Annotated in this window: 11 protein-coding genes; 6 read left to right on the forward strand and 5 right to left on the reverse strand. The window is 65.4% G+C overall.

The features are described 5' to 3' along the window. Nucleotides 1-10: 10 nt before the first annotated feature. Nucleotides 11-1,894 carry a tRNA uridine-5-carboxymethylaminomethyl(34) synthesis enzyme MnmG gene (mnmG, locus tag OC446_RS22255; protein ID WP_262031203.1) on the reverse strand — a complete coding sequence of 628 codons (1,884 nt, stop codon included), beginning with the start codon at nt 1,892-1,894 and terminating at the stop codon, nt 11-13. A gap of 318 nt (nt 1,895-2,212) precedes the next feature. Continuing rightward, nucleotides 2,213-3,523 (reverse strand): tRNA uridine-5-carboxymethylaminomethyl(34) synthesis GTPase MnmE, encoded by a 1,311-nt coding sequence (gene mnmE / locus OC446_RS22260; RefSeq protein WP_262031204.1) that lies wholly within the window; start codon nt 3,521-3,523, stop codon nt 2,213-2,215. A gap of 107 nt (nt 3,524-3,630) precedes the next feature. On the opposite strand from mnmE, the gene OC446_RS22265 reads away from it, so the two are divergent. Then, nucleotides 3,631-5,661 carry a thioredoxin domain-containing protein gene (locus OC446_RS22265; RefSeq protein WP_262031205.1) on the forward strand — a complete coding sequence of 677 codons (2,031 nt, stop codon included), beginning with the start codon at nt 3,631-3,633 and terminating at the stop codon, nt 5,659-5,661. Between the two features lie 197 nt (nt 5,662-5,858). Here OC446_RS22265 and rho read toward each other — a convergent pair whose 3' ends face one another. The 3 genes from rho to hemE all read right to left on the reverse strand — a co-directional run bounded on the left by rho (nt 5,859) and on the right by hemE (nt 8,951). After that, nucleotides 5,859-7,124: a transcription termination factor Rho gene (rho, locus tag OC446_RS22270; RefSeq protein WP_114944157.1), complete on the reverse strand. Its 1,266-nt coding sequence runs from the start codon at nt 7,122-7,124 to the stop codon at nt 5,859-5,861. Nucleotides 7,125-7,482: 358 nt separating this feature from the next. Beyond that, nucleotides 7,483-7,905 carry a protoporphyrinogen oxidase HemJ gene (gene hemJ, locus OC446_RS22275; RefSeq protein ID WP_262031212.1) on the reverse strand — a complete coding sequence of 141 codons (423 nt, stop codon included), beginning with the start codon at nt 7,903-7,905 and terminating at the stop codon, nt 7,483-7,485. Between the two features lie 8 nt (nt 7,906-7,913). Beyond that, a complete protein-coding gene (hemE, locus tag OC446_RS22280; RefSeq protein WP_262031206.1) occupies nt 7,914-8,951 on the reverse strand; it encodes a uroporphyrinogen decarboxylase in 1,038 nt (345 codons plus the stop codon). 379 nt (nt 8,952-9,330) lie between these two features. Between hemE and OC446_RS22285 the strand changes: the two genes are divergently transcribed. From OC446_RS22285 to dnaQ, 5 genes are read left to right on the forward strand one after another with little or no spacing between them, the layout of a single operon-like run. After that, a complete protein-coding gene (locus OC446_RS22285; protein WP_262031207.1) occupies nt 9,331-10,161 on the forward strand; it encodes a pyruvate, water dikinase regulatory protein in 831 nt (276 codons plus the stop codon). Nucleotides 10,162-10,165: 4 nt separating this feature from the next. Further along, the gene (locus OC446_RS22290) at nt 10,166-10,783 is read left to right on the forward strand and encodes a Maf family protein (protein ID WP_262031208.1); all 618 of its coding nucleotides are present in this window, start codon (nt 10,166-10,168) and stop codon (nt 10,781-10,783) included. A 12-nt stretch (nt 10,784-10,795) separates the two neighbouring features. Then, on the forward strand, nt 10,796-11,644 hold the full coding sequence (locus tag OC446_RS22295) for a shikimate dehydrogenase (RefSeq protein ID WP_262031209.1): 849 nt from the start codon (nt 10,796-10,798) through the stop codon (nt 11,642-11,644). Further along, complete coding sequence (gene coaE, locus OC446_RS22300) at nt 11,641-12,246, forward strand: dephospho-CoA kinase (RefSeq protein ID WP_262031210.1); 606 nt, start codon at nt 11,641-11,643, stop codon at nt 12,244-12,246. Before OC446_RS22295 ends, coaE begins: the two co-directional genes overlap by 4 nt. A gap of 15 nt (nt 12,247-12,261) precedes the next feature. Next, nucleotides 12,262-12,978: a DNA polymerase III subunit epsilon gene (gene dnaQ, locus OC446_RS22305; RefSeq protein WP_262031211.1), complete on the forward strand. Its 717-nt coding sequence runs from the start codon at nt 12,262-12,264 to the stop codon at nt 12,976-12,978. The last annotated feature ends 62 nt before the right edge of the window (nt 12,979-13,040 follow it).

Genomic DNA, 13,040 nt, shown 5'->3' on the forward strand with positions numbered 1-13,040 from the left:
TGCGGTCCCGTCACGACAGAGTCTCGGCCATACGGTTGCTGCGGGCCGAGCTCTTGCGGGCATGCGCGGCGAGAAGCGTCAGGGCCGCCGGGGTGATTCCCTCGATCCGCGCCGCCTGCCCGAGGGTCTTCGGGCGCACGAGGTCGAGCTTGGCCTTGATCTCATTCGACAGGCCGGGCAGCCCCTGGAAGTCGATGCTCTCCTCCAGAACGACGCCCTCGTCTCGGCGGTAGGCCGCGATGTCCGCCTTCTGGCGGTCAAGATAAACCGCATACGTGGCGTCAGTCTCCAGCCGCTCCTTGACCGCAGCCGTCACTCCGCCAAGCTCCGGCCAGACCCGCACCAGATCGCTCCAGCCGATATTCGGGTAGGACAGAAGCTGATAGGCCGAGCGACGGACGCCGTCCTGGTTCAGGTCGAGACCTTGGCGGGAGGCTTCCTGCGGCGTCACTGTGAGAGCCTGAAGGCGCTGACGCGTCTCCCTGATTTCCGCCTGCGACAGATGGAAGTGCCGCTCGCGCTCTGCTCCAACACAGCCGAGTTCCAGGCCCTTGCCGGTCAGCCGCTCATCCACATTATCGATGCGCAGGCTCAGGCGATATTCCGACCGGGAGGTGAACATACGGTAGGGCTCGCTCACACCCCGTGTAATCAGATCGTCGATGAGCACGCCGATATAGGACTCAGCCCGGTCGAACACGATTCCGTCCTGGCCGGCTGCCCGGCGGGCCGCATTGAGGCCGGCCACCAGCCCCTGGGCGGCTGCTTCCTCATAGCCCGTGGTGCCGTTGATCTGGCCGGCCAGGAACAGGCCGGAAACCGCCTTGGTCTCGAGAGCGGCGGTCAGGTTGCGCGGGTCCACATAGTCGTACTCGATGGCATAGGCGGGCTGGAGCATCCTGACCGCCTCGAGACCCGGGATATGCTTCAGGAAGGCGAGCTGCACGTCCTCCGGCAGGGATGTTGAAATCCCGTTCGGATAAACGGTGATGTCGTCGAGACCTTCGGGTTCGAGGAAGATCTGGTGTCCGTCCCGGTCGCCGAAACGCACGACCTTGTCCTCGATGGACGGGCAATAGCGAGGTCCCCTGCCCTGGATCTCGCCGGAATACATGGCCGAACGGTGCAGGTTGTCCCGGATCAGTGTATGAACCTTGTCCGTGGTCCGGGTGATGCCACACTCGATCTGAGGGTTCTCGATCCGAGAGGTCAGGAGTGAAAACGGCACCGGCTCGTCATCGGCCGCCTGCTTGTCCACGCCGGCCCAGTCGACGGTGCGCCCGTCGAGACGGGGCGGGGTCCCCGTCTTCAAGCGCCCGAGGGTGAAGCCGAGACGAGCGAAAGTCTTCGGAAGGCCCAGGGATGGGCGCTCGCCCATCCGTCCCGCGGGGATCTTCTTCTCGCCGATATGGATGAGCCCCGACAGGAAAGTGCCGGTGGTGATGATCACGGCCCCGGCCGCGAGGGTGCGTCCATCCGTCAGAAGGAGGCCCGCGACCCGGCCGTCCTGGACGACGAGATCGTCCGCCTCTCCTTCAACGAGGGTCAAGTTCGGCGTCTGGAGCAGCTCGGCTTGCATGGCGCGGGCATAGAGTTTGCGGTCCGCCTGGGTGCGCGGCCCACGGACAGCCGGACCCTTGCGGCGGTTGAGCAGGCGGAACTGGATGCCGGCGCGGTCGGCGATGCGGCCCATGATCCCATCGAGGGCATCGATCTCGCGCACGAGATGGCCCTTGCCGAGGCCGCCGATGGCCGGGTTGCACGACATCGCCCCAATGGTCGCCAGTGTATGGGTGACGAGAGCCGTGCGCGCCCCCATGCGGGCCGCCGCGGCAGCCGCCTCGGACCCGGCATGGCCGCCGCCCACGACGATCACATCGAACACCTGACTCATGACTTTCTCCATGGCCGAACCTCGGACCCGTCAGGCGATGCGTGCCTTCGGGAGGGCCGATGCTCCCTTCATACCGGGCGCGCCGCCCGACACGACAAGCTGAAAATACCGATTTCCGCGCGATGGGCCTGGGTCTAATCGCCAGCGCGACGGAGGTCAAAAGGGCAAAATGTTTCACGTGAAACATTTTGAGCCGGACCCCGGTTCTGCACATTCCGTTCACAGGATGTGCCTGCCCGATTCAGCATTGTTCCACCGATTCGTGAACAACCCAAATGGGACTCTCACAGATTCGATTTCGGCCGATCTCCCGGGCGATCACTTGCCGATGCAGAAGCTGGAGAACAGACGATCGAGCACGTCCTCCACATCCACGCGACCGGTGATCTCCCCGACGGCGCGGGCAGCCAGGCGGACATCCTCGGCGGCCAGTTCGAGGGGACCATGGCTCACGAGCATGGCGCGCGAACGGTCCAGGGCCGCATGGGCGCGCTCCAGGGCTTTCCGGTGGCGCTCGCGGGTGACGATGGCATCACCCTGCCCCATCAAGGCGGCAGCCTCTTCCTCCAGCTGGGCGATCAACTCCGGCAGGCCTTCACCCGTCGCGGCCGCGATGGTCAGGTCGCAGTCAGCGTTTGCCTGCGCCAGATCAGCCTTCGTACCGACCCGCAGTAGGCGCCGTGCCGGCGGCGGCGGGCCCTCCTCCCCTTCCGGCGGCACGAGCCAGAGCACCAGGTCGGCATCCTCCACCCGGGCGCGGGCGCGGGAGACGCCCTCCTGCTCGATCAGGTCGGCGCTCTCCCGCAAACCCGCCGTGTCGACGATGATCACGGGCAGCCCGCCGAGATCGCAATGGACCTCGATCACGTCACGGGTGGTGCCGGCGATGGGCGACACGATGGCGACATCCCGACGGGCGAGCGCGTTCAACAAGGTCGACTTGCCCGCATTGGGAGGACCGGCGAGCACGACGGTGAGGCCCTCGCGCAAGCGCTCGCCGCTCCGGTTCGCCATGGCCTCGCCGATTTCTCCTTTCACGCGGTCGATCATCTGCAGGATCTCCGCTTCGAGATCCTCCGGCACGTCCCCCTCATCGGAGAAATCGAGGCTCGCTTCCAGAAGCGCCAGGACCTGGAGAATGCTTTCGCGCCACCCCTCGGCAGCATTCCCGAGCCGCCCGCCGAGCTGACGCATGGCCTGCCGGCGCTGCGCCTCCGTTTCGGCATCGATGATGTCCGCCAGACCTTCGACCTGGGCCAGATCCATCCGCCCGTTGAGAAAGGCCCGGCGGGTGAACTCGCCGGCTTCCGCCGCGCGGCAGTTCTCCAACGAGCCGAGGGCACGCAGCACGGCGGCCCGGGTCGCCAAGCCGCCATGGATCTGAAGCTCGGCCTGATCCTCTCCGGTGAAGCTCCCGGGTCCTGGCATCCACAGGACGAGCGCCTGATCGAGCGCTTCACCGGTCATCGGGTCCTTCAAGGTGCGCACGACCGCACGCCGGGGCTCCGGCATTCTCCCGGCCATGCGCTCCAGGATCCTGCCGCTCTCCCGTCCGCTGATCCGGATCAGGCACACGGCGGCGCGGCCGTGACCGGAGGCAGTGGCGAAGATCGTGTCGTCGGAACGCATGGGAATGAACCTCGTCGTCGTGAGGAGATTTAAGGTTGATGAAGTCTTAAACGCCTGAGCCGCAACCCAGGTCGGACCAGCGAAAAGCCGACGCCGGAGCAAACACGATGAACCGCCTGAACCAGGCCAGCTCGCCCTACCTTCTGCAGCACAGGGACAATCCTGTCCATTGGTGGGAATGGGGGCCTGACGCCCTGGCCGAGGCCAGGCGGCTGGACAAGCCGATCCTGATCTCCATCGGCTATGCCGCATGCCACTGGTGCCACGTCATGGCCCATGAGAGCTTCGAGGACCCGGACGTGGCTGCGGTCATGAACGAGCTCTTCGTCAATATCAAGGTCGACCGTGAGGAGCGGCCGGAGGTGGACCATGTCTATATGAGCGCCCTGCACCTCCTGGGCGAGCCCGGCGGCTGGCCGCTTACCATGTTCCTCACGCCGGAGGGCGAGCCGTTCTGGGGCGGCACCTATTTCCCGAAGGAGCCGCGCTTTGGCCGGCCGGGCTTTGTCGGCGTGCTGCGCGAGATCAGCCGTCTCTACCATTCCGAGCCGGAGCGCATTCTCAAGAACCGGGACGCGATCAAGCAGCACCTGGCGAAGGCGGATGCGAGCGAGGGCGGCACCCTCGGCCTCGACGATCTCGACCGGCTGGGCATCCGCCTTGCCGCATTGATCGACCCGGAGAACGGCGGGCTCCAGGGCGCGCCGAAATTTCCTAATCCGCCGATCCTGGAATTTCTCTATCGCTATGCCGATCGTACGAGCGATGACGCGGCGAAGCGGCTTTTTCTCCTGACCCTGGAGCGGATGGCCCTCGGCGGCATCCACGATCATCTCGGCGGCGGCTTCGCCCGCTACTCCGTCGACGAACGCTGGCTCGTGCCGCATTTCGAGAAAATGCTCTACGACAATGCGCAGCTGCTGGAGCTCTATGGGCTGGCCTATGCCGAGACCGGCCGTGCCGTGTTCAGGGATGCGGCCGAGGGGATCGTCACCTGGCTCGAGCACGAGATGACCACGCCGGAAGGCGCCTTCGCGTCCAGCCTCGACGCGGATTCGGAAGGCGAGGAGGGCCGGTTCTACGTCTGGAGCCTTGCCGAAATCCGGGACGTGCTGGGGGAGGAAGACGCAGCCTTCTTCGCCAAGGTCTACGACATCACCGAGGAAGGAAATTTCGAGGGGCGCAACATCCCGAACCGGCTCATCTCCGGCGAGGCACCGCCGGCCGTCGAGGAGCGTATCGCCGGCCTGAGGGCGAAGCTGTTGGACCGGCGTGCGACGCGGGTGAGGCCCGGCCTCGACGACAAGGTGCTGGCGGATTGGAACGGGCTCATGATCGCCGCGCTGGTGCGGGCCTCTCCCCTGATCGACCGGCCCGGCTGGATCGCGCTCGCCCAGCGGGCCTACCGTTTCGTCGCAGAGGCGATGACCCGTGACGGCCGGCTCGGCCATTCCTGGCGCGACGGCGCGCTGATCATTCCGGGCTTCGCCCTCGACCACGCGGCCATGATGCGGGCAGCCCTGGCGCTCTTCGAGGCGACCGCCGACCGCACCTATCTCCGGGATGCGCAGACATGGCGCGACCGGCTGCTGTCGGATTACCGGGTCGAGGAAACCGGCGCCCTCGCCATGACGAGCCGGGACGCGGATACCCTGGTGGTCCGGCCGCAGCCGACGCAGGATGATGCAGTTCCCAATGCGAACGGGGTCTTCGCCGAGGCCCTGGTCCGTCTGGCGCAACTCACCGAGACGGCTGGCGATATCCAGCGCGCCTCGGAGGAGATGACGCGGCTCAAGGGGATCGCACACTCTTCACCCCTGGGCCACACGTCCGTCCTCAACGCGCTCGATCTGCACCTGCGGGGCGTGAGCATCCTCGTCATGGGAGATGATGCCAATGCCCTGGTCGACGCCGCGATGACAATCCCCTACCCGGTCCGCAGCGTCCGCCATCTGCAAGCAGACGACGCTCTCGGCGGCGATCACCCGGCCAGCGCCCTCGCCTCCTCGGACACCGGCCCTCAGGCGCTCGTCTGCGCCGGGATGCGCTGCTCGCTCCCGGTGAAGGATCCGGATGGGCTGAGGGCTCAGGTGCGGGCCATGCTGAGCGTCGGTGCCGGTTTGAGTTCAAAGAATTAAGACGCCAGGACAACGGCGATGTTTTTCTTCTTCTCGAATCGTCTGGGCTGCGCGGGCTCGCTTCTGATCTCTGCCGTGCTGACCTTGATCGTCCTGTGGCTCATGGGCGTGCTGTGACGACAAACAAAAACCCCACCCTCCTGGCCGCAAAGCGGCGCCGGAGGATGGGGCTGATGATGGAAGCCGGAGATTCCGCCTCAGGTATTCATCGAATCGAAGAATTCCTGGTTCGATTTGGTCTGGCGCAGCTTGTCGAGCAGGAACTCGATGGCGTCGACCGTGCCCATCGGGTTGAGGATGCGGCGCAGCACATACATCTTCTTGAGCGTGTCCGACGGGACCAGCAGCTCTTCCTTGCGGGTGCCGGACCGGGTGATGTCGATGGCCGGGAAGGTACGCTTGTCGGCGACCTTGCGGTCAAGGATGATTTCCGAGTTGCCGGTGCCCTTGAACTCTTCGAAGATCACCTCGTCCATGCGCGAGCCGGTATCGATGAGCGCGGTGGCGATGATGGTGAGCGAGCCGCCCTCCTCGATGTTGCGCGCCGCACCGAAGAAGCGCTTCGGGCGCTGCAGGGCGTTGGCGTCGACACCGCCGGTGAGCACCTTGCCGGAAGACGGCACCACCGTGTTGTAGGCGCGGCCCAGGCGGGTGATCGAGTCGAGCAAGATGACCACGTCGCGGCCGTGCTCCACGAGGCGCTTGGCCTTCTCGATCACCATCTCGGCCACCTGCACGTGACGGGTCGCCGGCTCGTCGAAGGTGGAGGCCACGACCTCGCCCTTCACGGAGCGCTGCATGTCGGTCACTTCCTCCGGGCGCTCGTCGATGAGCAGCACGATGAGGTAGCACTCGGGATGGTTGGTGGTGATCGACTGCGCGACGTTCTGCATCAGCACCGTCTTACCGGTGCGGGGCGGCGCCACGATGAGGGCGCGCTGGCCCTTGCCGATCGGCGACACGATGTCGATGATCCGCGGCGAGAAGTCCTTCCGGGTCGGATCGTCGAGCTCGAGCTTGAAGCGCTCATGCGGGAAGAGCGGCGTCAGGTTGTCGAAATGAACCTTGTGCCGAATCTTCTCGGGATCTTCGAAATTGATCGTGTTGACCTTGAGCAGGGCGAAATAGCGCTCGCCTTCCTTCGGGCCACGGATCGGGCCATCCACCGTGTCGCCGGTGCGCAGGCCGAATTTCCGGATCTGGCTCGGGGAGACGTAGATGTCATCCGGGCCAGGCAGGTAGTTCGAATCGGCCGAGCGCAGGAAGCCGAAGCCGTCCTGCAGCACCTCGACCACGCCGGCGCCGATGATTTCGACCTCGCGTGCCGCCAGCTGCTTGAGGATAGCGAACATGAGCTCCTGCTTGCGCATGGTGCTCGCGTTCTCGACCTCGAGCTCTTCGGCGAAGGCAATGAGTTCGGTGGGCGTCTTGGATTTGAGATCTTGAAGTTTGATTTCCCTCATCGGGGAACACTCTCGGGGTAAAGTCGCGGGCAGATGGGGCTGTACGCGGGGAGGTCGGGGAAACGTTCGACAGGGCCGCTCAGTTCACGAGGGGTGACTTGAGAGAGAGCCCCGGGGGCCCCGTGCAGCGCACCTGTCTGTAGAGGAGGAGGATTCTTATTTAGCCTTATTCGGGCCGGGGCTCAAGAGGCTTTGAAGGATTGAATCCAAAAGGGTCATTCTGGCCCGGGTGGAGAGGCCGGGAGCTGCGGCCCGATGGGGCGCTGACACCCTCCTCCCCGAGGGGAAGGGAGTTCAGCGCCACCTTCGTCGCACATCCCCAAACTCCGCTTCGGACCGCGGGACGCCGCGAGAAACGTCAGAACGGCTTCACGATGACCAGGATCACGATGCCGATCAGGAGCACCGTCGGGACCTCGTTGAGGATGCGATAATATTTCGCCGGCTTCGTGTTTTTGTCCGCGGCGAAATCCTTGAGCCGCTTCACATAGACCCCGTGCAGGCCGGACATGATCAACACGAGAGCGATCTTCGCGTGCATCCAGCCGGAGGTGTACCAGCCGCCGTCCCAGAGGAGGTAAAGGCCCAAAAGCCAGGTCACCACCATGGCCGGGTTGATGATCGCCTTGAGCAGGCGGCGCTCCATGATCTTGAAGGTCTCGGACTGGATCGAGCCCTTCTGAGCGTCGCAATGGTAGACGAAGAGACGCGGCAGATAGAGCATGCCGGCCATCCACGCGATGACGGCGACCACGTGGAACGCCTTGAGCCAGAGATACAGCATGGCGTTCAGGCTCCCCGCACGCGAGCGATCATCTGCGCCACATGCTCGACGGGCGTCTCCGGCAGGATGCCGTGCCCGAGATTGAAGATATGCGGGCGTCCGCGCACCGCGCCAAGGATGTGGTCGATGCCGTCGGTCAGGGCCGCCCCGCCGGCGATCAGCGCCAGGGGATCGAGGTTGCCCTGGGTCGCAATCGTGTCCGGCAGGGTCTCCAGCACGATCGCGGGATCGAGGGTCCAGTCGAGGGCGAGCCCGTCGCCGATCCCGGCCGAGGCGAAGCGGTGGAGATTGGCCCCGCCGCCGCGGACGAAAACGATCACCTTCGCCTGGGGACGGGCCTGTTTAAGACCCTCCACCATACGCCGGATCGGATTGAGGGACAGGCGGTCGAAGAGAGCGGGCGGCAGGGCCGACCCGAAACTCTCGAAGATCTGCACGGCCTCGGCGCCCGCATCGATCTGTCGGATGAGATAGGCCGTGGAGGCCCGCACCAGCCTGTCGATCAGCGCGTCCATGAAGGCCGGATCGCGATAGGCGGTCAGCCGGGCGGGCGCCTGGTCGGGGGTGCCCTTGCCGGCGATCATGTAGCTCGCGACCGTCCAGGGCGCGCCGCAGAAGCCGAGAAGGGTCGTCTCCTTCGGCAGAGATTTGCTCAGGCGGTCCAGGGTCTCGAAGACCGGGTCGAGCCGCTCCAGCGGCAGCTCGTCGGCGAGGCGTGAGAAATCCTTCTCGGAGGTCACCGGATCGAGCTTGGGCCCCTCGTTCTCGACGAAGCGCACGTCCTGGCCCAGGGCGTGGGGGATCACCAGGATGTCGGAGAACAGGATCGAGGCGTCGAAGCCGAAGCGCCGGATCGGCTGAAGGGTCACCTCCTCGGCAAGCCTCGGATTGTAGCAGAGATCGAGGAAGGAGCCGGCCTGCTTCCGGGTCTCCCGATATTCCGGCAGATAACGGCCGGCTTGGCGCATGATCCAGATCGGAAGCGGCCAGACCGGCTCGCCGTTCAGCACGCGCAGGATCGCTTTGGTGGGACGCTCGCTCACAGGCCCTCTCTAAAAATATAATCTTTGAATCTAAGAATCTGATGTTTCTCTTGGGCCGTGAATCGCAAAGCCGCAAGCCCGTCCACAGGCGGTCCACACGGCCTGTGCCGTTAACCTGTCATTAACGGATGGGGCGGGGGTGTCACAATCCTTTCCGAATTCTTAAATCTTAACAGCCCGTTAATGAAGATTAACCAGATCTGAATCGAATTCTTGGTGCTGATTCGTGCCGGATTCTCCCAAATCGGGTCCTTCAGACTCGCACAACGGCGAGCCCTGTTGATGGTTTCGGCTGAATCCCACAGGCCCCTCGGCTGGACCTCCGGACGAGGGCGTTTTATCCACACTGATCGACTCCTTGTCGTGGAGACCTTCCGCCATGGGACGTAGTTATTTCCATCTTCATCTCGTGTCGGATTCGACCGGCGAAACCCTGATCACCGTCGCCCGCGCGGTGGTGGCGCAGTACGAGGGCGTGGCCGCCATCGAGCATGTCTATCCGCTCGTGCGCTCCAACACGCAGCTCGAGCGCGTGATCAGCGAGATCGAGACCGCGCCGGGCATCGTGCTCTATACCCTGGTCGAGCAGGATCTGGCGCATCGGCTTGAGGAGGTCTGCCGCAACACCGGCTCGCCGCATCTCTCCGTGCTGGAGCCGGTGCATGCCCTGCTCTCCTCCTATCTCGGCACCCATTCGACCGCGCGGCCCGGCGCGCAGCACATGCTGAACGCGGAATATTTCAAGCGCATCGACGCGATGAACTTCACCCTCCTCCACGACGACGGGCACCTGCCGCACGATCTCGACGACGCGGACGTGATCCTGGTCGGTGTGAGCCGAACCTCGAAGACGCCCACGGCGATCTATCTAGCCAATCGCGGGCTGAAAACGGCTAATATCCCTCTCGTGCCCGGCGTGCCGCCGCCGTCGGTTCTCGAAACCGCCCGGAAGGCGCTGATCGTCGGCCTCGTGGCGACGCCGGAGCGGATCGTGCAGATCCGGCAGAACCGCCTCCTCAGCCTCAACGCCGACGATGACACCTCTTATGTAGACCGCGACGCCGTGGCCGAGGAGCTCGCGGCTTCGCGGCGGCTGTTCGCGCGCAACGGCTGGCCGGTGATCGACGTGACCCGGCGCTCCATCGAGGAGACGGCGGCGGCGATCATCGACCATTATCGCGACCATCGCCTGCGCTTCATTGCGGAATAGATCCATGCCGATACTCTGGACCCATGCGGAAAAGCTGCTTCTTGCTTCGACGAGCGCGACGAGACTCGCCTTGCTCGTGAGCGCGGGGCTTCCCGTCGAGACGCAGAATTCCGGCATCGACGAGCGGGCCGTCGAGGACGCGGCCGCCCATGAGATGCTCGATCCGCCCGCCCTCGCCGGTCGGCTTGCGGCGGAAAAGGCGCTTGCGGTCAGCCGCCGCCATCCGGAACGGGTCGTGCTCGGGGCCGATCAGGTGCTCGCATGCGACGGCGTGGTCTTCCACAAGCCCGCAGGTCGCGAGGCGGCCAAGGCCCATCTTATGGCCCTGTCGGGCCGCCGTCACGCCCTGCATTCGGCCGGAGCCATCGCGGTCGGTGGGCAGGTCGTCGAGCACTTTGCCGCGAGTGCCCATCTCACCATGCGGCCTCTGACGGAGCCGGCGATCGACCTCTACCTCGATCTCGCCGGTCCGGACGTGCTGAAAAGCGTCGGCGTTTACCAGCTCGAAGGGTTCGGCATTCATCTCTTCGAGACGGTCGAGGGAGACCATTCGACGATCCTGGGGCTCCCTCTCCTTCCGCTTCTCGCCTCCCTGCGCCGTTTCGGCAGCCTCGCCCTCTAAGGATTTGACGTCATGACGAAGGCCTTCGTCGTCGGCCATCCGATCAAGCATTCCCGCTCGCCGCTGATCCACGGCTATTGGCTGAAGCAATACGGGCTCGACGGTTCCTACGAGCGCACCGATGTCGCGCCTGTGGATTTCGGGGAATTCCTGAAGAGCTTCCGGTCGCTCGGCTTCGCCGGCGGCAACGTCACCATTCCGCACAAGGAGGCGGCTTTCCTCGGCGTCGAGCGCCGGACCGCGCAGGCAGAGCGCGTGGGCGCCGTGAACACCCTCTGGATCGAGGACGGCGTGCTCTGGGGCGACAACACCGACGTCCCGGGCTTCATGGCCCATCTCGATGCCTCTCTGGGGACAGGCTGGGAACGGGATGTGGACACGGCCCTCGTGCTCGGTGCCGGCGGGGCGGCCCGGGCCGTGGTGGCGGGGCTCCAGGACCGGCCGCTGAAACGGATCGTCGTGGCGAACCGCACCCTCTCGAAGGCCGAGGATCTGGTGCGTGACCTCGGGTCCGACGGTTCGGTTCGCTTGGAAGCCCGCGCCTGGGAGACCATTCCGCAGGTCCTTCCGCAGGCCCGGCTCATCGTCAACACCACGTCCCTCGGCATGGCGGGCCAGCCGCCGCTGGATCTCGATCTCGCCCGGGCACCCCACGACGCCATCGTGGCCGATATCGTCTATGTTCCGCTGCAAACCCCTTTCCTTGCGGCCGCAGCTGCGCGGGGTCTGAGAACGGTCGATGGCCTGGGGATGCTGCTGCACCAGGCGGTGCCGGGCTTCCGGCGCTGGTTCGGCGTCACCCCGGAAGTCACGCCCGCGCTGCGGGCGCTGATCCTGGCCGATATCGAGGGCCATCGATGACCTTCGTCCTCGGCCTCACCGGCTCCATCGGCATGGGAAAATCGGCCACGGCGGATCTCTTCCGCCGACTCGGCGTGCCTGTGCATGATGCCGACGCCACCGTGCATCGGCTCTATCGCGGCCGCGCCGCGCCGCTGATCGAAAAGGCCTTTCCCGGCACCGTCGCGGACGGAGCCGTCGACCGGGCGAAAATGGGGGCCGTGGTTCTCGGCAATCCGGAGCGCATGAAGCACCTTGAGGCCATCGTGCATCCGCTGGTGCGGGACGAGGAGGAGGCCTTTCTCGAGAAGGTCTCGGCGCTGTCGCCGGTCGCCGTCCTGGACATCCCCCTCCTGTTCGAGACCCGCGGCGAGGCGCGCTGCGATGCGGTGCTGGTGGTCACCGCCCCGGCTTTCGTCCAGCGCGACCGGGTCATGGCCCGTCCCGGCATGACGGAGGAGAAATTTCATGCCATCCTGGCCAAGCAGATGAAGGACGAGGACAAGCGGGCCCGCGCCCATTTCCTGGTCGATACCAGCCGCGGCTTCGCCTCCGCCGAGGCGCAGGTGCGATCGATCCTCGCCTGTCTCGCCGGCCGGCCCGGGCGGCGTCACCGTTTTTGATGAAGAGTTTTCGTAATGTTGCGTGAAATCGTTCTCGATACCGAAACCACCGGTACCAATCATGCCAACGGCGACCGGGTGATCGAAATCGGCTGCGTCGAACTGCTCAACCACATCCCAACGGGCAAGAGCTATCACGTCTACATCAACCCCGAATGCCCGGTCTCCCCCGGCGCCTTCGCGGTCCACGGGCTCTCCGACGAGTTCCTCCAGGACAAGCCGGTCTTTGCGGCCGTCGCCGACGAATTCGCCGAGTTCGTCCGCGATGCGCGGCTCGTCATTCACAACGCCGCCTTCGACATCGGCTTCCTCAACGCCGAATTCGCCCGCACCGGGCACACCCCGTTCAACCTGCCCGATGTGGTTGATACGCTCTCGATGGCCCGGCGCAAGCATCCGGGCGCGGCCAACAACCTCGATGCCCTCTGCTCGCGCTACGGCATCGACAATTCCCGGCGCACCAAGCACGGGGCGCTCCTCGACGCGGAGATCCTGGCCGAGGTCTATATCGAGCTGATCGGCGGCCGGCAGGTCGGCTTCGACCTCTCGCTCCAGCCCGCCTCACGGTCGGCCGCGGCCCGCCAGGCCGCGGCGCGCGATGCCCGCCCGCGCCATCTGATCTCGCGCCTGACCGAGGCCGAGCGCGCGGCCCACGAGGCCTTCATCCAGCAGCTCGGTCCGAATGCCCTCTGGCGCGAATATCTCGGCGAGACCACGCCGGAGGCGTCTTAGAGCCTCCGACCCAAAAGTGGCTTCCACTTTTGGGATTCATCCGATGCTCCTTCTCTTGGCTG

The sequence above is a fragment of the Microvirga sp. Mcv34 genome, from assembly GCF_024519725.1.
Lineage (GTDB): Bacteria > Pseudomonadota > Alphaproteobacteria > Rhizobiales > Beijerinckiaceae > Microvirga.